This is a genomic window from Pseudomonas sp. PLMAX (assembly GCF_046042685.1).
Lineage (GTDB): Bacteria > Pseudomonadota > Gammaproteobacteria > Pseudomonadales > Pseudomonadaceae > Aquipseudomonas > Aquipseudomonas putida_AE.
The window spans coordinates 6,246,701-6,265,431 of the sequence record NZ_CP064949.1 but is presented as its reverse complement, the minus strand read 5'-3'; the positions used below and the strand labels follow the sequence as shown (position 1 = coordinate 6,265,431).

The window sequence follows — 18,731 nt, the reverse complement described above, 5'->3', positions numbered from 1 at the left end:
ACAAAAAAAGCACCCGAGGGTGCTTTTTTTGTTGAAGGCTGCGAACGTCAGACGTTGAAACGGAAGTGCATCACGTCGCCGTCCTTGACGATGTAATCCTTGCCTTCCAGGCGCCATTTACCGGCTTCCTTGGTACCGGCTTCGCCCTTGTACTGGATGAAGTCGTTGTAGGCGATCACTTCGGCGCGGATGAAGCCTTTTTCGAAGTCGGTGTGGATCACGCCAGCGGCTTGTGGTGCGGTGGCACCAACGCGTACGGTCCAGGCGCGGACTTCTTCGACACCGGCGGTGAAGTAGGTCTGCAGGTGCAGCATTTCGTAGCCGGCGCGGATCACGCGGTTCAGGCCAGGCTCTTCGAGGCCCAGGGCTTCGAGGAACATGTCTTTCTCTTCGCCGTCATCGAGCTCGGCGATTTCCGCTTCGATCTTGTTGCAGACCGGAACGACCATGGCGCCTTCTTCTTCGGCGATGGCCCTGACCACGTCCAGGTGCGGGTTGTTCTCGAAACCGTCTTCAGCGACGTTGGCGATGTACATTACCGGCTTGGTGGTCAGCAGGTGGAAGCCCTTGATCACCGCTTTTTCGTCGGTGCTCATGTTCTTCATCAGGCTGCGCGCTGGCTTGCCTTCGGTGAAGTGAGCGATCAGTTGCTCCAGCAGGCCTTTCTGGACCACTGCGTCCTTGTCGCCGCCCTTGGCATTACGCGCGACTTTCTGCAGTTGTTTCTCGCAACTGTCGAGGTCGGCGAAGATCAGTTCCAGGTCGATGATTTCGATGTCGCGTTTCGGGTCGACGCTGTTGGAGACGTGAATCACGTTCTCGTCTTCGAAGCAGCGGACCACGTGGGCGATGGCATCGGTTTCACGGATGTTGGCCAGGAACTTGTTGCCCAGGCCTTCACCTTTCGACGCGCCGGCCACCAGGCCTGCGATGTCGACGAATTCCATGGTGGTCGGCAGGATGCGCTTTGGATTGACGATTTCCGCCAGGGCTTGCAGGCGTGGATCCGGCATCGGCACGATACCGCTGTTCGGTTCGATGGTGCAGAAGGGGAAGTTCTCGGCCGCGATACCGGATTTGGTCAGGGCGTTGAACAGGGTGGACTTGCCGACGTTAGGCAGGCCGACGATGCCGCAATTGAATCCCATGGTGTTTCCCCTCGGATAAGAGTCAGGCCTTCTGGCTGTGCAGGTTTTTCATCGCGCGGTTCCATTCACCGGCGAGGATATCCGGCAGCACGCCGAGGGCAAAGTCGATGCTGGCATCGAGTTTTTCCTGTTCGGCGCGTGGCGCACGACCCAGGACGAAATTTGAAACCATACTGGCGACGCCCGGGTGGCCGATGCCAAGTCGCAGGCGGTAGAAAGTATTCTGATTGCCCAGTTGCGCAATGATGTCGCGCAACCCGTTGTGACCGCCATGGCCGCCGCCCTGCTTGAGCTTGGCAACGCCGGGTGGCAGGTCGAGTTCGTCATGCGCCACGAGGATTTCTTCAGGCTTGATGCGGAAGAATCCGGCAAGGGCCGCCACGGCCTGGCCGCTGCGGTTCATGTACGTGGTGGGAATCAGCAGACGAACGTCCTGACCCTGATGCGAATAGCGCCCGGTCAGGCCGAAATATTTGCGGTCCGCCACAAGGTTCACACCTTGTGCGTTCGCGATGCGCTCAACAAAAAGGGCCCCTGCGTTATGCCGGGTCTGTTCGTATTCAGCGCCTGGATTACCCAGGCCAACGATCAGTTTGATGGCAGTCACGATAGGGGCCCTTCCTTGGAGTGGTGGATAACATCGCCGCAATCCGGGAGAGCGGCGAAAGTGGACGAAAATTGCTCATTTACCATGATGTAAACTCCGCGTTCTCGCCCGCTTTCTCGCTACGTTCCAGTCCGCGATGTTACTTGATCACTCCGGCATCACAGAGTGAATTACTCTGCAGCGCCTTCTTCGGTAGCTTCTGGAGCAACACGTGGAGCGTGGACGTTGGCAACAGCCTTGTCATCACCGTGTGCCAGAGCAACGAACTCAACGCCTTTAGGAGCTTTGAGGTCGGACAGGTGAATGATCGAACCGATTTCGGCGTTAGCCAGGTCGACTTCGATGAATTCAGGCAGGTCTTTCGGCAGGCAGGTCACTTCGATTTCCGAAACAACGTGCGAAATTTCGCCGCCTTTCTTGGTCGGAGCTTCTTCGCCAACGAAGTGTACAGGCACGATAGCGGTCAGTTTCTGGCCAGCTACAACGCGTACGAAGTCAGCGTGCATCACGTGGCCTTTGGCCGGGTGACGCTGCAGAGCCTTGATGATTACGTTTTGCTTGGTGCCACCAACGTTCAGCTCGATGATGTGGCTGTAAGCCGCTTCGTTTTCGAGCAGTTTGGCAACTTCTTTGGCCAGCATGCTGATGGATTCAGGGGCTTTTTCGCCACCGTAAACTACAGCTGGAACCAGGCTTGCGAGACGACGCAGGCGGCGGCTCGCACCTTTCCCCAGGTCGGAACGCACTTCAGCATTCAGAGTAAAATCGTTCATGTTGTATCTCCAAAATAACCACACTCGCCCCAGCGTTTGCGACCAGCGCTAAAGGCGATATGGGCAAAAAAGCCCCGCCCCGACAGGAATGCCGGGGCGGGGCGCTTTTCGTCAACGAGACATTTCGAGAAGGGCAGGGCCCTTAGCGGAACATCGCGCTGATCGATTCTTCGTTGCTGATGCGGCGGACCGCCTCGGCAACAACCGGTGCGATATCCAGTTGACGGATACGCGCACAGGCTTGTGCTGCAGCGGACAGCGGGATGGTGTTGGTCACCACCAGCTCGTCCAGCACGGAATTTTCAATGTTTTCGATCGCCCGACCCGACAGCACAGGGTGCGTGCAGTAGGCGAAAACCTTGGCAGCGCCATGCTCTTTCAAGGCCTTGGCCGCGTGGCACAGGGTGCCGGCGGTATCGACCATGTCATCGACCAGAATACAGGTACGCCCTTCGACATCACCGATGATATGCATCACTTCAGAGTGATTGGCTTTCTCACGGCGTTTGTCGATGATCCCGAGATCCACGCCCAGGGATTTGGCAACGGCACGTGCACGCACGACGCCACCAATGTCCGGGGACACGATCATCAGGTTTTCGAAGCGCTGATCTTCGATGTCATCCACCAGAACCGGGGAGCCGTAGATGTTATCTACCGGAATATCGAAGAAACCCTGGATTTGGTCAGCATGCAGATCAACCGTGAGAACACGGTCGATGCCGACTACGGTAAGCATGTCAGCAACGACTTTCGCGCTGATAGCCACACGTGCGGAACGCGGACGGCGATCCTGACGGGCATAACCAAAGTAAGGAATAACAGCAGTGATACGAGTAGCCGAGGAGCGGCGGAAGGCATCAGCCATCACTACCAGTTCCATCAGGTTATCGTTGGTCGGAGCGCAAGTCGGCTGAATAATGAAGACATCTTTACCGCGGACGTTTTCATTGATCTCGGCTGTAATTTCGCCGTCGGAAAATTTACCGACAGAGATGTCACCGAGAGGGATATGCAGCTGACGTACGACACGCCGAGCCAGATCGGGGTTGGCATTCCCCGTAAAGACCATCATCTTGGACACGCGCAGTACCTAGAGGCTGAGGGTAACCTGGATGAGTATTGAAAATGGCAGGGGCGGCTGGATTCGAACCAACGCATGGCAGGATCAAAACCTGCTGCCTTACCGCTTGGCGACGCCCCTGTATCTGTTGCAACGATTACCCAGTAATCGGTTCTTTTAGAGCAGACCTTGCAGCTTGCGGTGCAACATCGAAATGTTGCTTCCTTTTGCTACAAACCCTGTAAGGGTCTCTGTAAGAAGGGCCGAGACTTTATCAGCTTCAGCTTTGCTTGGGAAGCCCCCAAACACACAACTTCCAGTTCCGGTGAGTTTTGCTTCGGTAAATTTACCTAACAAATTCAATGCGTTACGTACCTCTGGATAACGCCTTGCTACCACCGGCAAGCAGTCATTTCGACTGTTTCCCTTGGGAACGGGGCGCACTTTAATGGGCGGCGTGTTACGTGTCAACAACGGATCTGAAAAAATTTCTGCCGTACTTACAGAGACTTGCGGTACGAGCACGAGATACCAGGGTTCTTCCGGGTCGACAGGGGTCAGTTTTTCCCCCACGCCCTCGGCGAACGCCGCATGCCCGCGCACGAAAACCGGGACGTCAGCGCCCAGCGTCAGGCCCAGTGCAGCCAGTCGATCTTCATCCCAACCCAATTGCCACAGATGATTGAGGCCGAGCAGGGTGGTGGCGGCATTCGAACTGCCGCCGCCGATGCCGCCGCCCATGGGCAGGACCTTGTCGATCCAGATATCCATGCCGAGCGAGCAGCCGGATTGTTCCTGGAGTTTTTTCGCCGCCTTGACGATCAGGTTGCTGTCGTGAGGGACGCCTTCGAACTCGGTGTGCAGGCGAATGACGCCGTCGTCGCGCACGGCGAAGGTGATTTCGTCACCGTAGTCGAGAAACTGAAACAGCGTCTGCAATTCGTGGTAACCGTCTTCACGGCGACCCAGAATGTGCAGCATCAAATTGAGCTTGGCCGGGGAGGGCAGGGTCAGTTGCTTGGCTGGCATTTCATTGCCCCAACTTGCGCGGTTGCCAAGTCTTGATCACCAGCGTGACATCCAGGTCGGTGCCGTGCAGTTTGATCCGCTCAGGCAGCCAGTAGCCGTTTTGCTCGGTGTAGGCCGTGTATTCGACCTGCCAGCCGTCCTGTTCGAGACTGGCCAGGCGGCTATTGCCATCGAGGGTCAAGCGGCTTTTGCTGTCCGGCGCCGGCAGTCCGCGGACCCACCAGGCCAGGTTGGAAACCGGCAGCTTCCAGCCAAGCTGCTCTTCGAGCAGGGCATCCGGGGACGCCGCTTCGTAGCGACCCTGGTTGGCGACTTCCAGGGAAACCTTGCCCGGGCGTCCGGTCAGGCGCGCCGCCCCGCGACCCAGGGGGCCGGAGAGGCGAATGTCGTAGTAATCCTGGCGTTGCAGCCAGAACAGCGTGCCGCTGCCGGAATCTTTCGGCGCGCGAATGCCGATCTTGCCGTCGATCTGCCAGCCATCAAGGCTCGCCAGCTGCTGTTTGTGCTGGCGCCATTGGGCGGGGTCTCCGTGGCCCTCGACCGATTCGCGGGCACCGAAGCCCGCACAACCGGCGAGCAGGGCAATGAAACTGAAAACGATGAAGTGGCGCAAAAACATAATCTTAAAGAGTCTCTGATCCGGTCAGGCGCTTGATGGTACTGCGCAGGGTAGGGCTGTCGGGTTGTTCCTTGAGGAATTTGCCCCAGATTTGCCGGGCTTCGGTTTGCTTGCCATTGGCCCACAGGACTTCGCCCAGGTGAGCGGCGACTTCCTGGTCGGGGAAACGCTCCAGGGCCTGGCGCAGCAGGCGCTCGGCTTCGTCGAGATTGCCCATGCGGTAATTCACCCAGCCGAGGCTGTCGAGCACCGCCGGGTCTTCCGGACTGATCTGGTGCGCTTGCTCGATCAGCGCCTTGGCTTCGGCGTAGCGCGTCGTGCGGTCAGACAGGGTATAGCCGAGGGCGTTCAATGCCATGGCGTTGTCCGGGTCGCGCTTGATGATCAGGCGCAGGTCTTTTTCCATCTGCGCCAGGTCATTGCGTTTTTCCGCCTGCATGGCCCGGGTGTACAGCAGATTCAGGTCATCCGGGTATTGTTGCAGCGCCTGTTCCAGGACTTTCCAGGCCTTGTCCCCCTGTTTGTTGGCCGACAGGGTTTCGGCTTCGATCAGATACAACTGGATCACGTAGTCCGGTTGCTCGTCGCGTTGGGCAGCGAGGCGTTTTTGCGCTTCGGCGGTCCTGCCGTTGCCCATCAGGATATCGGCCTGGCGCAGTTGCGCTGGCAGGTAGTCGTTACCCGGCCCGACCTTGGCGTACTCGATCAGCGCACCTTGTGGATCGTTGCGTTCTTCGGCGATGCGCCCCAGGTTCAGGTGCGCCGAGTCGACGTGGCTGTCACGGGCGATCAGGTCTTCCAGGTAGCCCTTGGCCTCGTCCCAGGCCTTGGCCTCAAGGCACACCAGCGCCAGCGAATAACGCAGGTCGTCGTCATCCGGGTATTGCTGCACCAGGCTGGAGAACTCGGCCTTGGCGTCATCCATGCGGTCCTGTTCGACCAGCATGCGCGCGTAGGTCAGGCGCAGGCGCTTGTCGTCCGGGTATTTCCTGATGCTTTTTTGCAGCAGCGGCAAGGCTTCGTCACCGCGATCCAGGGATTGCAGCAGGCGCGCACGCAGCAGGATCGGGGCGATTTCGCCGTCGTCCGGTGGATTGTCTTCCAACAGGGTCAGCGCGCCTTTTGTGTCGCCATCCTGTTGCAGCAGCAAGGCCTTGCCGAAAATCAGCTGGCCGTTGTTCGGGTGGCGCTGCAACAAGCGGTCGAAACTTTTCATCAGGCCGTTGCGCGTGTCCTGGTCGGTATCGGCCGCGGACAGCGCGAGGAAGTCGAAATGGGTATCGCCCTTGCCCTGCAGCACCTTCTCCATATAGACCATGGAGTCGTCATAGCGCCCGGCGCGCGCCAGTTGCACGGCGGCGGCTCGCTGGGCCTCAAGGTCGTCCGGCGCGTTTTTCGCCCAGATCAGTGCCGTATCCAGGGCGGCCTGGTCGGCGCCCAGGTACTCGGCAATGCGGAAGGCCCGCTCGGAAATGCCCGGATCCTGGGTGTTGATGGCCTGGGTCACGTAGTTGTCCAGGGCGATGTCGAAACGATTGCGCTGGCCAGCCAGTTCCGCGCTCAACAGGCTGAAGACGGTGTCTTCGCTGAACGAGCTGTAGACCTTGGGCTTTTCAGGGGCCACCGTGGTGTCTTCGACCGGCGACGGGTCGTCCGTCGACGCGGGGGCCAGGGCCTGGCAGCCGCTGAGAAAGACAAGGGCAAGGAGCAACGCGGAAGATCTATTCATATAGGAAGAGGACGACTAACCTGCGGTCGGATCATCATGACACAAGCCTTCGGCCAAACATAACCGGGCAGGCATTTTCCCGTGGACACAGGTCGTTGTAGGAGCTGGCTTGCCAGCGAAGACGCCCGGAAGGCCAACGCAAGGCGTCAGGACGCCTTCGCTGGCAAGCCAGCCCCTACACTAAACGAGAATCGCTCGCAGTCCGCGGCGCTGCCTACCAGGTCAATAGATATCGAGTAGTTGTTCTCCATGTGTCGAAGTAGGACAATTGCCGGCTTCACGTCACCACCAGCGACCTTGAATGGCCTTCCTTGCACTCGGTATTAACCACAAGACTGCTTCAGTAGACGTCCGCGAGCGCGTGGCCTTTACCCCTGAGCAGCTGGTTGAGGCCTTGCAGCAGCTCTGCCGACTCACCGACAGCCGCGAAGCTGCGATCCTCTCCACCTGCAATCGCAGTGAACTCTATATAGAACAGGATCACCTGTCGGCCGATACCGTGCTGCGCTGGCTGGCCGAATATCATCATTTGAGCCTCGATGAGCTGCGCGCGAGCGCTTATGTGCACGAAGACGATGCGGCAGTTCGTCACATGATGCGGGTCGCCTCCGGGCTCGATTCGCTGGTGTTGGGCGAACCGCAGATCCTCGGCCAGATGAAATCCGCCTACGCCGTCGCGCGGGAGGCCGGGACCATCGGGCCGTTGCTCGGGCGCCTGTTCCAGGCCACGTTCAATGCGGCCAAGCAAGTGCGCACCGACACCGCCATTGGCGAGAACCCGGTGTCCGTGGCGTTTGCCGCGGTCAGCCTGGCCAAACAGATTTTCAGTGACCTGCAACGCAGCCAGGCCTTGCTGATCGGCGCCGGCGAGACCATCACCCTGGTCGCCCGTCACCTGCATGACCTGGGCGTAAAGCGTATCGTGGTCGCCAACCGTACACTGGAGCGCGCGAGCATCCTGGCCGAGCAGTTCGGCGCCCATGCGGTGCTGCTGTCGGACATCCCGGCGGAGCTGGTGCGCAGCGACATCGTCATCAGTTCCACCGCCAGCCAGTTGCCGATCCTTGGCAAGGGCGCTGTCGAAAGCGCCCTGAAGCTGCGCAAGCACAAGCCTATCTTCATGGTCGATATCGCCGTACCGCGTGATATCGAGCCGGAAGTCGGCGAATTGGACGACGTCTACCTGTATAGCGTCGACGATCTCCACGAAGTGGTCGCCGAGAACCTCAAGAGTCGCCAGGGGGCAGCCCAGGCCGCGGAAGAGATGGTCTCGGTCGGCGCCGAAGATTTCATGGTACGCCTGCGCGAACTGGCGGCGGTCGACGTGCTCAAGGCCTATCGTCAACAGAGCGAACGCCTGCGCGACGAAGAATTGCAAAAGGCCCAGCGCCTGCTGGCCAACGGCAGCAGCGCCGAAGAGGTGCTGGTGCAATTGGCGCGCGGCTTGACCAATAAACTCTTGCACGCACCGAGCGTGCAGTTGAAAAAGCTCTCTGCCGAAGGTCGCCTCGATGCGCTGGCGATGGCCCAGGAACTCTTTGCCCTCGGTGAGGGCTCATCGGATAGCTTTTCGGATAAGAAACCGCAATGAAAGCGTCACTGCTCAATAAGCTGGACATCCTCCAGGACCGTTTCGAGGAATTGACCGCCTTGCTTGGCGATGGCGAGGTCATTTCCGATCAGAACAAGTTCCGCGCCTATTCCAAGGAGTACGCGGAAGTCGAGCCGATCGTCGAAACCTATAAACAGCTGCTTAAAGTGCAGGGCGACCTCGAAGGCGCCCAGGCCTTGCTCAAGGACAGCGACCCGGACATGCGCGAAATGGCCGTGGAAGAAGTCCGCGAGGCCAAGGAACGCCTGGTCGAGCTGGAAGCCAATCTGCAACGCATGCTGCTGCCCAAGGACCCGAACGACGGGCGCAACGTGTTCCTCGAAATCCGCGCGGGCACCGGCGGTGACGAAGCGGCGATTTTCTCTGGCGACCTGTTCCGCATGTATTCGCGTTACGCCGAGCGACGCGGCTGGCGGGTGGAGATCCTCTCGGAAAACGAGGGTGAACACGGCGGCTACAAGGAAGTCATCGCGCGAGTCGAGGGCGACAACGTCTACGGCAAGCTGAAGTTCGAGTCCGGCGCCCACCGCGTGCAACGCGTGCCGGCGACCGAGTCCCAAGGCCGCATCCACACCTCGGCCTGCACCGTGGCGGTGTTGCCCGAGCCGGACGAACAGGAAGCGATCGAGATCAACCCGGCGGACTTGCGCATCGATACCTACCGTTCCTCCGGTGCGGGCGGTCAGCACGTGAACAAGACCGATTCGGCGATTCGCATCACCCACTTGCCGTCCGGCATCGTGGTCGAGTGCCAGGAAGAACGTTCGCAGCACAAGAACCGTGCGCGGGCGATGTCCTGGCTGTCGGCCAAGCTAAACGACCAGCAAACCAGCGCCGCCGCGAATGCCATCGCCAGCGAGCGTAAGTTGCTGGTGGGTTCGGGGGATCGCTCGGAACGCATCCGCACCTACAACTTCGCCCAGGGCCGGGTCACCGACCACCGGGTCAACCTGACCCTGTATTCCCTCGACGAAATCCTCGCCGGGGGCGTCGATGCAGTGATCGAGCCGTTGCTGGCCGAGTACCAGGCCGATCAACTGGCCGCCATAGGTGAGTAAATGACGATCATTGCCAGTCTGTTGCGCGCGGCCGATCTGCCCGACTCGCCCACGGCGCGCCTGGATGCCGAGTTGTTGCTGGCGGCGGCGCTGGGCAAATCCCGCAGCTTCCTGCACACCTGGCCGGAACGCATCGTGCCGAGCGAAGCGGCGTTGACCTTCGCCGACTATTTGCAGCGTCGCCGCAGCGGTGAGCCGGTGGCCTACATTCTTGGCCAGCAAGGTTTCTGGAAACTCGACCTGGAAGTCGCACCGCACACCCTGATTCCGCGCCCGGACACTGAGTTGCTGGTGGAAGCCGCGCTGGAACTGTTGCCCGCCACGCCCGCCAAAGTTCTCGATCTGGGCACTGGCAGCGGCGCGATTGCCCTGGCCCTGGCCAGCGAACGTCCGGCATGGAAGGTCACCGCTGTGGATCGTGTGCTGGAAGCCGTGGCCCTGGCCGAGCGCAATCGCCAGCGCTTGCACCTGAGCAATGCCACGGTGCTGAGCAGTCATTGGTTCAGCGCCCTGCAAGGTCAACGTTTTCAACTGATCATCAGCAATCCGCCCTATATCGCGTCCGCCGATCCGCACCTGGTGGAAGGCGACGTGCGTTTCGAACCGGCCAGCGCCCTGGTGGCCGGTGTCGACGGGCTCGACGATTTGCGCTTGATCATTGCCCAGGCGCCGGACCATCTGGACGCGGGCGGCTGGCTGATGCTCGAGCACGGTTACGATCAGGCCGAGGCGGTGCGCGATCTGCTGCTGACCCATGGTTTCGAACAGGTCCACAGCCGCACCGACCTGGGCGGTCATCAACGCATAAGCCTGGGGCGCCTGCCATGCTGAATGATCAGGAATTGCTGCGTTACAGCCGGCAGATTCTGTTGCAGCACATTGATATCGACGGTCAGTTGCGGCTCAAGGAAAGCCGCGTGCTGATCGTCGGCCTCGGCGGGCTTGGCGCGCCGGTGGCGTTGTACCTGGCGGCGGCCGGCGTGGGTGAGTTGCATCTGGCGGACTTCGATACGGTCGACCTGACCAACCTGCAACGCCAGATCATTCACGACACCGACAGCGTCGGCATGAGCAAGGTCGACTCGGCGATCAAGCGCCTGACGGCCATCAACCCGCAGATCACCCTGGTCGCCCACCGCGCGGCGCTGGATGAAGACTCGCTGGCGGCGGTCGTGGCCGGTGTGGATGTGGTCCTCGACTGCTCCGATAATTTTTCCACCCGTGAAGCGGTCAACGCCGCTTGCGTGAGCGCCGGCAAGCCGCTGGTCAGCGGTGCGGCGATTCGCCTGGAAGGGCAATTGTCGGTGTTCGACCCGCGTCGGGCAGAAAGCCCGTGCTACCACTGTTTATATGGGCACGGCAGCGAAGCCGAATTGACCTGCAGCGAGGCCGGGGTGGTCGGTCCGCTGGTGGGGCTGGTCGGCAGCCTGCAAGCCCTCGAAGCGCTGAAGTTGCTGGCCGGCTTTGGCGAGCCGCTGGTGGGGCGCCTGTTGCTGATCGACGCCTTGGGGACGCGCTTCCGCGAGTTGCGGGTCAAGCGTGATCCGGGATGCAGCGTCTGTGGGCCCAAGCATGCGTGAGGCGCCGATCGGCGTGTTCGACTCCGGCGTCGGTGGGCTTTCGGTGCTGGCCGAGATCCAGCGTTTGTTGCCTGACGAATCCCTGTTGTACTTCGGCGACTGTGGGAACATTCCCTACGGCGAGAAAACCCCGGAATTCATCCGCCAGCGTTGCAGCGTCATGGCCGAGTTTTTTCAAGGCCAGGGCGCCAAGGCCCTGGTATTGGCCTGTAACACCGCGACGGTCGCGGGGGTCGCCGACCTGCGTCGCGATTACCCGCAGTGGCCCATCGTCGGCATGGAGCCTGCCGTCAAGCCGGCGGCCGCCGCGACCCGCAGCGGCGTGGTCGGCGTGCTGGCCACCACGGGCACCCTGCAGAGCGCCAAGTTTGCCGCGCTGCTCGACCGATTCGCCACCGACGTTCGAGTGATCACCCAGCCCTGCCCCGGGTTGGTCGATTTGATCGAACAAGGCGATCTGCACAGCCCCACCCTGCGTCAGTTGCTGCAGGGTTACGTCGAGCCGCTGCTTGCCGAAGGCGCCGACACCATCATCCTGGGCTGCACCCATTACCCGTTTCTCAAGCCGCTGCTCAAGCAGATGATCCCCGATGACATCAGCCTGATCGACACCGGCGCGGCGGTCGCGCGCCAGCTTCAACGCCTGCTGGCCGAGCGCGAACTACTCGCCGCCGGGCCTGCGCGTGCTGCGCAGTTCTGGACCAGTGCCGATCCTGTTCATTTCACAAATATATTGCCAATCTTGTGGAATAACGCTGGGGTTGTGCGAAGCTTCGAAGGGTAAACAAGTTGTGGGGCAGGGGCACAATCGGGGTGGAACTTCTGAATAACCGTCGACTTCTATAGCTGTGTACGTAGAGCAAAAAAAACACCAAACGTAATCGTTCGGAAAAGGATGTTTCTATGAAGCGACTATTTTGCTTGGCCGCGATTGCGGCTGCACTGATGGGGCACAGTTTCACTGCACAGGCGGCAGGCGTGGAGTTCGGGATCGGCCAGACCCCCGAGTCGACCATGACTTATCGGCTGGGCATGCAATTCGATTGGGACAAGAGCTGGTGGCAAAGCGACGTCGGTCGTTTGACCGGTTACTGGAGCGGCGCCTACACCTATTGGGATGGCGACGAGAAATCCAGCAACCACAGCCTTTCGTTCTCCCCAGTGTTTGTTTATGAGTTCGCCGGTGAGAGCGTTAAACCCTATGTGGAACTCGGGGTAGGCGTGGCGGTGTTCGCCACTACCGAAGTGGAAAACAACGACCTGGGCAGCGCGTTTCAGTTCGAAGACCGTTTAGGTGTCGGCCTGCGCTTTGCTGGCGGGCATGAAGTCGGAGTTCGCGCCACGCACTATTCCAATGCCGGGATCGCCAGTCCCAACCAAGGCGTAGAAAGTTACGCGCTGCATTACACGATGCCGTTGTAACACTCGGTAAATGTGGGAGCGGGCTTGCTCGCGAAAGCGGACTGTCATTCAACATGTATGTTGAATGTTAAATTGCCTTCGCGAGCAAGCCCGCTCCCACATTGGATTTGCGGTGATTTGAGTTTCAGCGATACGCCGTCGAAATGCCTTGGCGTTCCTCGATGCATTCCGGTGCCCCCATCTCGAACTCCCGGCAGATCAGCGGGCGTTTTTCGTAGATGGTGCACATCATCGTGTTGCGATCCAGCGCGGCGCACCAGCCGTCATCCAGGCGCAGCATGACTTCCCCACCCCAATCATCGGTGTCGATGAATCGCTCGGGCACGCCGGTATCGGTGATCAGCATGACTTCGAGCTGGCAGCAGCAGGCTGCGCAGGTCGAGCAGGTCACCGTCGGCGTGGCGATTTGTGTGTGAGGGATGGTTTTCATGGCGCGCAGTGTAAGGCAGTCAGCCGGCGCCGTGTGAAAGCTCTGACGGACGCTCAGTGGCTGGCGTGCACTGCAAGTTTGTTGATCACAACTGATCCATGATCGGCGGGCTGCTGCGTACCATGCGTTTGCCAATCGCCAACCGGGTCCGGTCGGTCGTTTTCGACAGCGGCCAGAGGGTTGCCATGAGCGTTCCCGGCAACGGGATATCCACAGGCCGGTTCTTCATTTCGTGGAAAATGTGCTGGGCAGCTTTCCCCGTTGGCCAGGCGTTTTTCGATGTCAGTGAGGTCTCGACGAAGCCGGGGCTGACCACCGTGACTTCGATCCCTTCCGGTGCCAGGTCAATGCGCAGGGATTCGAACAGGTGACGCATCCCGGCTTTCGAGGCGCCATAGGCCTCTGCGCGGGGCAGTGGCAGGTAAGTCACCGAACTGGCCAGGCCTACCAGGTGCGGCGCCGTGCCAGCGCGCAGCAGTGGCAGCGCCGCTTCGATGCAGTAGCTGCTGGCGAGCAGGTTGGTGCGCACCACATGCTCGATGATCGAGGCGTCGAACTGCTTGGCATCCACGTATTCGCAGGTGCCGGCGTTGAGGATCACGGTGTCCAGATATCCCCAGTCCTGGGCAATCTGCTCGCCGATTTCACGTACCGTCTGGCTGTTGGTCAAGTCGCCAGCCACCACCAATACCTGCCCGGGATAGCGCAGGGAAAGGACTCTCAGCGGCGCCAGCGAGCGGGAGCTGACGGCCAGGTGGGCGCCGGTCTTGAGTATTTCTTCGGCCAGCGCGGCGCCAATGCCGCTGCTCGCACCGGTCAACCAGTATCGACGTGGAGGTGTAAGGCTCATCCCGTTCTCCTTTGCAGCCAGGCAATCGCCCGGCCCCATACCGGTAGATGTTCGTATTGGCGCAGCATTCGGCTATTCATGGTGGCTCCCGGCAGTTTGCCGCGACGGCAGGTTCTTGAACGCGGCCAAGGCGCGAGCACGGGAGGTGTTCAAGTCGACGATCGGAGCAGGATAACCGGTCACACCGAACAGTCCGCCAAGTTGCGCCGGGTTGTGCACAGCCTTGTTATCGAGCTCCGACAACTGGGGTAGCCAGTGCTTGATGAACCGGCCCTCGGCGTCGAATTTTAGCGACTGGCTCAGCGGGTTGAAAATCCGGAAGTAAGGCGCCGAGTCGGTGCCGGTGGACGAACTCCACTGCCAGCCCCCGTTGTTCGCTGCCAGGTCGCCATCGATCAGGTGGCGCATGAAAAAACGTTCGCCCTCGCGCCAGTCGATCAACAGGTTCTTGGTCAGGAACATCGCCACCACCATACGCAGGCGATTGTGCATCCAGCCGGTTTCCAGCAATTGGCGCATGGCCGCGTCGATGATCGGAAAGCCGGTACGGCCTTGCTGCCAGGCGGCGAGCTCCTCGGGAGCATTGCGCCACGCCAAGGCCTCGGTTTCCGGGCGAAAGGCACGGTGACGAGAGACCCGTGGGTAGCCCACCAGAATGTGTTTGTAGAACTCGCGCCACAGCAGTTCATTGATCCAGGTGACGGCGCCGACCTTGCCGCTTTCGAGCTCGCCTTGATTACTTTGCAGCGCGGTATGCAGGCACTGGCGGGGCGAAATCACCCCGGCGGCCAGATAGGTCGAGAGTTGGCTGGTGCCGGGTTTTGCCGGGAAGTCGCGCTCGCTCTGGTAGTAGTCGATCTGCACCTCGGCAAAGCTGTCGAGACGGCGCCTGGCTTCGTCTTCACCGGCCGGCCACAGGGCGCGCAGGCGGTCAGGGGGCACGTCGAAGCCTTCGACCTGCGTCGCGATGGCGTCGCTGGCTATATTCAGCGGCGCTTGCGCCACCGGTGCAGGTACCAGGCCCGGCAGCGAGTGACGCAGCCGTTCATGACAGACCTTGCGGAACTGACTGAAGACCTGAAAGTAAGTACCGGTTTTGCTCAGCACACTGCCGGGCTTGAACAGCAACTGATCGAGGTAGCGGCGGACCTCGATGCCTTCGGTATTCAGGGCCCGGGCCACCGCGGCATCGCGACGGGTTTCATGGATGCCGTATTCCTCGTTGAGATGCACCGTGTCGATCTGCAATTGCCGGCACAGCTCGAGCAGCACGGTCGGAGCGTCATCCCAGCGGGGAGCATTGCGGATCAGCAGGGGAATGTTCAACTGGCCCAACACACGACTCAACGCCTGCAGGTTGCGCAGCCAGAAGTCCACTTTGCAGGCGGCGTCGTCATGTTCACGCCATTGCTCCGGACTCAGCAAAAACACCGCCACAGTCGGGCCACGGGTTGCCGCGGCCGCGAGGGCGGTGTTGTCATGCACGCGCAGGTCGCTGCGCAGCCAGATCAATTGCATGTGGGTGTCCGCTCGAACCGTTGGAATGCCATTAAACGAGCCCGCATTGAACCAGTACCTGGTGCGCTGCCAACGGATTGTCGGCCAGGTACAGATCAGCGATCCCTGACGTTATTGCGGACAACTCGGTGTTGTGAATGCACACCGTGGGTCCGGCGATCATTTTTGGGCAACTGGCGCCGTTTAAAAGTTTCACCACCTGTGAAAGGTTTATCGCTTTGCTGGAATACAGCAAGACGCCCCGTGGTTGCAGTAAATCGACAGCCATTGCCAGTTCGCTGGCCGGGAGTGGCCAGTCAAACACTTGCACCGGGCAATCGGCGCTGCTGATCAACCACGCGGTGAGCCACAGGTGAGGTTCAAGTGGCAGGTCCGAGTGGTTGATCAACAGCAGTGGCGCGCTGTGTAACTGACGATTGTCATGGTAGATGCGCGCGCCAAACTTGCTACGCAACCAGGAGTAAAAAAATACCCGTTCCATCTGCGTGCCGAACTGCCCTTGCCAGCGCTGTTCAAGTTCCGCCAGCAGGGGCAGGAGCAACTGCTCGCACAGGGTGCGTGGCGGGTAGAGCGCCATGGCCTGGTTGACGGTGTCGTCCAGGGTCCGTTCGCTCAGCTGCGAGACGGCGTGCAGCAAGGTATGGCGCAACACCTGCCAATCGTTTTCAACGAACCCGCTGAAGGCCTGCGGGGTGTCGAGCAATTGCTTGACCTGGCTGACGGCCACGCCGCGGTTGATCCAGGTGAGTATCGCCAAAATGCGCTGTACATGTTCAGCCGAGAACAGCCGGTGCCCCTTGGGTGTGCGTTGCGGCACGATCAAGCCATAGCGACGTTCCCAGGCTCGCAGCGTCACGGCATTCACCCCGGTCTGCCGGGCGACTTCGCGGATCGGCAGCCAGCCTTCGTCCAGGGCCTTCTTGAAGTCGGCACCGAGGTCTTCGCTGGCGCTGCTGTCGAGTAGGGGTTTCATCAGATGGCGTTTCGCAAGCTGAGATTTTCCGGATGGGGTTGCAGGTACACCTGCTGGTCGATGTACGGGTCCGGGTGTTGGCGAAAGTGATGCTTGAGCAACGTCAGCGGCACCACCAGCGGCACGATGCCTTGGCGGTATTGACCGATGAGGTGTTGCATTTCCTGCTTGTCCTCGGCGCTGAGGGTTTTTTTCAGGTAACCGCTCAGGTGATGCAACACATTGGTGTGGGTGCGGCGGGTGGCACATTTCTTCAGGGCGGCCATCAGCTGGCTGAAGTAGCGCGGCCCGAGTTCCTGCGGGTCGGTCTGGCCCATGTTGCCCAGCAGATTGCCGAGGATTTTGTATTGCGTTGGGTTGTGGGCCATCAGCAGGTATTTGTAGCGTGAGTGAAATGTTGTCAGGCCGCGGCGGCTCAGGCCTTCCTGTAACAATTGTTGCCAGGCGCTGTAGGCGAATACGCGGGTGAGAAAGTTTTCGCGCAGCACCGGGTCGTTGAGCCGACCGTCCTCTTCCACCGGCAGATCCGCTTGCAGGGCGCAGAACGCCCGGGCGTAGATGCCCCGGCCACCGCCAGTCACCGGGGCGCCGTTGGCGTGGTAGACCTTGACCCGCTCCAGGCCGCAGGAAGGGGATTGCTGCATGAAGATGTAACCGCAGATATCGCCTAGCTCCGCCGCCATATGGCGGCCATAGTCCGCCAGCGGCTGGGTGACATCGAGGTCGCGATCGACCGTGCCGACGGCCTGGGGGGCCTGAGCATCGCCCACCAGCCGGATGGGCTGGCGTGGAATGCCCAGGCCGATGGCGACTTCCGGGCAGATGGGGACAAAATCGAAGTATTCGCCGAGGACCTGGCGGCACAGCTGTGATGCCTTGTGGCCGCCGTTGTAGCGCACGTCAAAACCCATCAGGCAGGCGCTGATGGCAATTTTTGGTTTGGCGGGGGGCAGGGACATCGAGTACCTCGGAATCTAAACCTGTACAGAGCTAAAAGGCTGTACAACATAGGTTCATCATAGATTCAAAGGTGTACAAGTCAAATTTCTTGTACAGGTTTTTGCGTGGCTTGTCTCAGCGACGTTGCCAGCGATCCAGGTACGGCGGTGTTCAGCACACCACGTTATCGTTCATCGCTGGCAAGCCAGTGTCGCGGTGTTGCGTTATTGCAAGTGTGCATGCAGGCGGCGGGCGGCTTCCTGGCCGCTGAGCCATGCACCTTCCACGCGGCCGGACAGGCACCAGTCGCCACACGCATACAGGCCCAGGTCGGCATCGGCCAGGGTGGCCCATTCATGACTGCTGGCGGGGCGGGCGTAGAGCCAGCGGTGGGCCAGGCTGAAGCTGGGCGCGGGCATGGCGTCGTGCAACAGCTCGGCGAACGCGCCATGTAATTGCTCGATCACCGCTTCTTTCGGCAGGTCGATATGCTGGCGGCTCCAGGCACTGGTGGCGTGCAGCACCCAGGTGTCGAGGGTGTTGTCGCGCCCCGGTTTGCTGCGGTTGCGAGCCAGCCAGTCAAGCGGACTGTCTTGCACGAAGCAGCCCTCGATGGGCGTTTCCAGCGGTGTCTCGAAGGCCAGGGCAACGGCCCAGGTAGGGTCCATTTTTACACCGGCGGCGGCGCCCGCGAGCTTCGGCGCGGAGGCCAGCAGCGCGGTGGCCTGGGGTGCCGGAGTGGCGATGATCACGTGACTGAACGGGCCGTGGGTGAAACCTTCGGCATCCTGCAGATGCCAGTGTTCTTCGCCGCGATACACCTCGGTGATCCGGCAGGCGAAATGCACTTCCAGGTCGCCCAGCAGGGCACGGGTGATGGCGCTCATGCGCGGGGTGCCGACCCAGCGCGTCTGTTCGTCCGGTGACAGATCGAGCCGGCCGCCATGGTAGGTATACAGCTGCGGCGTCCATTCCGCGACCCAGCCATTGGCTTGCCAGCGCTGGACTTCGGTGACAAAACGGCGGTCGCGGGCGGTGAAATATTGCGCGCCCATGTCCAGGGCACCCGCATCGCTGCGCTTGCTCGACATGCGTCCGCCACTGCCGCGGCTTTTATCGAAAAGTTGCACGACATGCCCCAGGTCGGTCAGGGCTTGAGCGGCTGAGAGTCCGGCAATGCCGGTGCCGATGATTGCGATAGGTACAGTCATAAGGGCCTCGTTTACCTGTCTGTACAGACTACGCCGGGGTTGAAACCTGTACAATATTGTTTTTTGGTATAACTTTCAGCGTTCTCGTTCTGACAGCTTGGCCTATTGTTAAACACAGAGCCTGCCCGATACCAAAAGATCCCTTGCTTATAAAAATAGACTAGTGATCA

Annotated in this window: 19 protein-coding genes and 1 tRNA gene; 6 read left to right on the top strand and 14 right to left on the bottom strand. The window is 60.5% G+C overall.

The features are described 5' to 3' along the window. Positions 1 to 47: 47 nt before the first annotated feature. The 8 genes from ychF to DKB71_RS28460 form a co-directional block, all read right to left on the bottom strand. A complete protein-coding gene (ychF, locus tag DKB71_RS28495; RefSeq protein WP_274074157.1) occupies positions 48 to 1,148 on the bottom strand; it encodes a redox-regulated ATPase YchF in 1,101 nt (366 codons plus the stop codon). Between the two features lie 22 nt (positions 1,149 to 1,170). Continuing rightward, complete coding sequence (gene pth, locus DKB71_RS28490; protein WP_008037207.1) at positions 1,171 to 1,755, bottom strand: aminoacyl-tRNA hydrolase; 585 nt, start codon at positions 1,753 to 1,755, stop codon at positions 1,171 to 1,173. A gap of 170 nt (positions 1,756 to 1,925) precedes the next feature. Further along, positions 1,926 to 2,528, bottom strand: a complete 603-nt coding sequence (locus DKB71_RS28485) for a 50S ribosomal protein L25/general stress protein Ctc (protein WP_274074158.1) — start codon at positions 2,526 to 2,528, stop codon at positions 1,926 to 1,928. 142 nt (positions 2,529 to 2,670) lie between these two features. Beyond that, a complete protein-coding gene (locus tag DKB71_RS28480; protein WP_003171603.1) occupies positions 2,671 to 3,612 on the bottom strand; it encodes a ribose-phosphate pyrophosphokinase in 942 nt (313 codons plus the stop codon). Positions 3,613 to 3,657: 45 nt separating this feature from the next. Then, positions 3,658 to 3,732, bottom strand: a tRNA-Gln gene (locus DKB71_RS28475). A 36-nt stretch (positions 3,733 to 3,768) separates the two neighbouring features. Continuing rightward, entirely contained in the window at positions 3,769 to 4,620 is an 852-nt protein-coding gene (gene ispE / locus DKB71_RS28470) for a 4-(cytidine 5'-diphospho)-2-C-methyl-D-erythritol kinase (protein WP_408598846.1), read from the bottom strand. A 1-nt stretch (position 4,621) separates the two neighbouring features. Further along, on the bottom strand, positions 4,622 to 5,239 hold the full coding sequence (gene lolB / locus DKB71_RS28465; protein ID WP_274074160.1) for a lipoprotein insertase outer membrane protein LolB: 618 nt from the start codon (positions 5,237 to 5,239) through the stop codon (positions 4,622 to 4,624). A 4-nt stretch (positions 5,240 to 5,243) separates the two neighbouring features. Next, positions 5,244 to 6,968: a tetratricopeptide repeat protein gene (locus DKB71_RS28460; protein ID WP_274074161.1), complete on the bottom strand. Its 1,725-nt coding sequence runs from the start codon at positions 6,966 to 6,968 to the stop codon at positions 5,244 to 5,246. Positions 6,969 to 7,269: 301 nt separating this feature from the next. On the opposite strand from DKB71_RS28460, the gene hemA reads away from it, so the two are divergent. From hemA to DKB71_RS28430, 6 genes are all read left to right on the top strand, one after another. After that, the gene (gene hemA / locus DKB71_RS28455) at positions 7,270 to 8,559 is read left to right on the top strand and encodes a glutamyl-tRNA reductase (protein WP_274074162.1); all 1,290 of its coding nucleotides are present in this window, start codon (positions 7,270 to 7,272) and stop codon (positions 8,557 to 8,559) included. Continuing rightward, entirely contained in the window at positions 8,556 to 9,638 is a 1,083-nt protein-coding gene (gene prfA / locus DKB71_RS28450; protein ID WP_020799741.1) for a peptide chain release factor 1, read from the top strand. Before hemA ends, prfA begins: the two co-directional genes overlap by 4 nt. Then, complete coding sequence (prmC, locus tag DKB71_RS28445) at positions 9,639 to 10,469, top strand: peptide chain release factor N(5)-glutamine methyltransferase (protein ID WP_408598842.1); 831 nt, start codon at positions 9,639 to 9,641, stop codon at positions 10,467 to 10,469. Beyond that, positions 10,463 to 11,218: a molybdopterin-synthase adenylyltransferase MoeB gene (locus DKB71_RS28440; RefSeq protein ID WP_408598840.1), complete on the top strand. Its 756-nt coding sequence runs from the start codon at positions 10,463 to 10,465 to the stop codon at positions 11,216 to 11,218. The genes prmC and DKB71_RS28440 overlap by 7 nt, the downstream gene beginning before the upstream one ends. Further along, complete coding sequence (gene murI / locus DKB71_RS28435) at positions 11,211 to 12,002, top strand: glutamate racemase (RefSeq protein ID WP_323606996.1); 792 nt, start codon at positions 11,211 to 11,213, stop codon at positions 12,000 to 12,002. Before DKB71_RS28440 ends, murI begins: the two co-directional genes overlap by 8 nt. Before the next feature lie 119 nt (positions 12,003 to 12,121). Then, positions 12,122 to 12,640 carry an acyloxyacyl hydrolase gene (locus DKB71_RS28430; protein WP_274074166.1) on the top strand — a complete coding sequence of 173 codons (519 nt, stop codon included), beginning with the start codon at positions 12,122 to 12,124 and terminating at the stop codon, positions 12,638 to 12,640. Between the two features lie 124 nt (positions 12,641 to 12,764). Here the strand turns inward: DKB71_RS28430 and DKB71_RS28425 are convergent, their stop codons facing one another. The 6 genes from DKB71_RS28425 to DKB71_RS28400 all read right to left on the bottom strand — a co-directional run bounded on the left by DKB71_RS28425 (position 12,765) and on the right by DKB71_RS28400 (position 18,561). Further along, on the bottom strand, positions 12,765 to 13,070 hold the full coding sequence (locus DKB71_RS28425; RefSeq protein WP_274074167.1) for a YkgJ family cysteine cluster protein: 306 nt from the start codon (positions 13,068 to 13,070) through the stop codon (positions 12,765 to 12,767). Positions 13,071 to 13,155: 85 nt separating this feature from the next. Further along, a complete protein-coding gene (locus tag DKB71_RS28420; protein ID WP_274074168.1) occupies positions 13,156 to 13,920 on the bottom strand; it encodes an SDR family oxidoreductase in 765 nt (254 codons plus the stop codon). A 72-nt stretch (positions 13,921 to 13,992) separates the two neighbouring features. Then, positions 13,993 to 15,438, bottom strand: coding sequence for a deoxyribodipyrimidine photo-lyase (gene phrB, locus DKB71_RS28415; protein WP_408598837.1), 1,446 nt, complete (start codon positions 15,436 to 15,438; stop codon positions 13,993 to 13,995). Positions 15,439 to 15,469: 31 nt separating this feature from the next. Next, positions 15,470 to 16,411 (bottom strand): MerR family transcriptional regulator, encoded by a 942-nt coding sequence (locus DKB71_RS28410; protein WP_274074170.1) that lies wholly within the window; start codon positions 16,409 to 16,411, stop codon positions 15,470 to 15,472. Further along, on the bottom strand, positions 16,411 to 17,370 hold the full coding sequence (locus DKB71_RS28405) for a YbgA family protein (protein WP_408598834.1): 960 nt from the start codon (positions 17,368 to 17,370) through the stop codon (positions 16,411 to 16,413). The genes DKB71_RS28410 and DKB71_RS28405 overlap by 1 nt, the downstream gene beginning before the upstream one ends. A 204-nt stretch (positions 17,371 to 17,574) precedes the next feature. Then, positions 17,575 to 18,561, bottom strand: a complete 987-nt coding sequence (locus tag DKB71_RS28400) for an NAD(P)/FAD-dependent oxidoreductase (protein ID WP_274074172.1) — start codon at positions 18,559 to 18,561, stop codon at positions 17,575 to 17,577. Positions 18,562 to 18,731: the final 170 nt, after the last annotated feature.

Excerpts from the sequence above, each read along its gene's own strand:
- ychF (WP_274074157.1), bottom strand. The coding sequence starts at position 1,148 with ATGGGATTCAATTGCGGCATCGTCGGCCTGCCTAACGTCGGCAAGTCC.
- DKB71_RS28485 (WP_274074158.1), bottom strand. The coding sequence starts at position 2,528 with ATGAACGATTTTACTCTGAATGCTGAAGTGCGTTCCGACCTGGGGAAA.
- ispE (WP_408598846.1), bottom strand. The coding sequence starts at position 4,620 with ATGCCAGCCAAGCAACTGACCCTGCCCTCCCCGGCCAAGCTCAATTTG.
- lolB (WP_274074160.1), bottom strand. The coding sequence starts at position 5,239 with ATGTTTTTGCGCCACTTCATCGTTTTCAGTTTCATTGCCCTGCTCGCC.
- DKB71_RS28460 (WP_274074161.1), bottom strand. The coding sequence starts at position 6,968 with ATGAATAGATCTTCCGCGTTGCTCCTTGCCCTTGTCTTTCTCAGCGGC.
- hemA (WP_274074162.1), top strand. The coding sequence starts at position 7,270 with ATGGCCTTCCTTGCACTCGGTATTAACCACAAGACTGCTTCAGTAGAC.
- prfA (WP_020799741.1), top strand. The coding sequence starts at position 8,556 with ATGAAAGCGTCACTGCTCAATAAGCTGGACATCCTCCAGGACCGTTTC.
- prmC (WP_408598842.1), top strand. The coding sequence starts at position 9,639 with ATGACGATCATTGCCAGTCTGTTGCGCGCGGCCGATCTGCCCGACTCG.
- DKB71_RS28440 (WP_408598840.1), top strand. The coding sequence starts at position 10,463 with ATGCTGAATGATCAGGAATTGCTGCGTTACAGCCGGCAGATTCTGTTG.
- murI (WP_323606996.1), top strand. The coding sequence starts at position 11,211 with ATGCGTGAGGCGCCGATCGGCGTGTTCGACTCCGGCGTCGGTGGGCTT.
- DKB71_RS28430 (WP_274074166.1), top strand. The coding sequence starts at position 12,122 with ATGAAGCGACTATTTTGCTTGGCCGCGATTGCGGCTGCACTGATGGGG.
- DKB71_RS28425 (WP_274074167.1), bottom strand. The coding sequence starts at position 13,070 with ATGAAAACCATCCCTCACACACAAATCGCCACGCCGACGGTGACCTGC.
- DKB71_RS28420 (WP_274074168.1), bottom strand. The coding sequence starts at position 13,920 with ATGAGCCTTACACCTCCACGTCGATACTGGTTGACCGGTGCGAGCAGC.
- phrB (WP_408598837.1), bottom strand. The coding sequence starts at position 15,438 with ATGCAATTGATCTGGCTGCGCAGCGACCTGCGCGTGCATGACAACACC.
- DKB71_RS28410 (WP_274074170.1), bottom strand. The coding sequence starts at position 16,411 with ATGAAACCCCTACTCGACAGCAGCGCCAGCGAAGACCTCGGTGCCGAC.
- DKB71_RS28405 (WP_408598834.1), bottom strand. The coding sequence starts at position 17,370 with ATGTCCCTGCCCCCCGCCAAACCAAAAATTGCCATCAGCGCCTGCCTG.
- DKB71_RS28400 (WP_274074172.1), bottom strand. The coding sequence starts at position 18,561 with ATGACTGTACCTATCGCAATCATCGGCACCGGCATTGCCGGACTCTCA.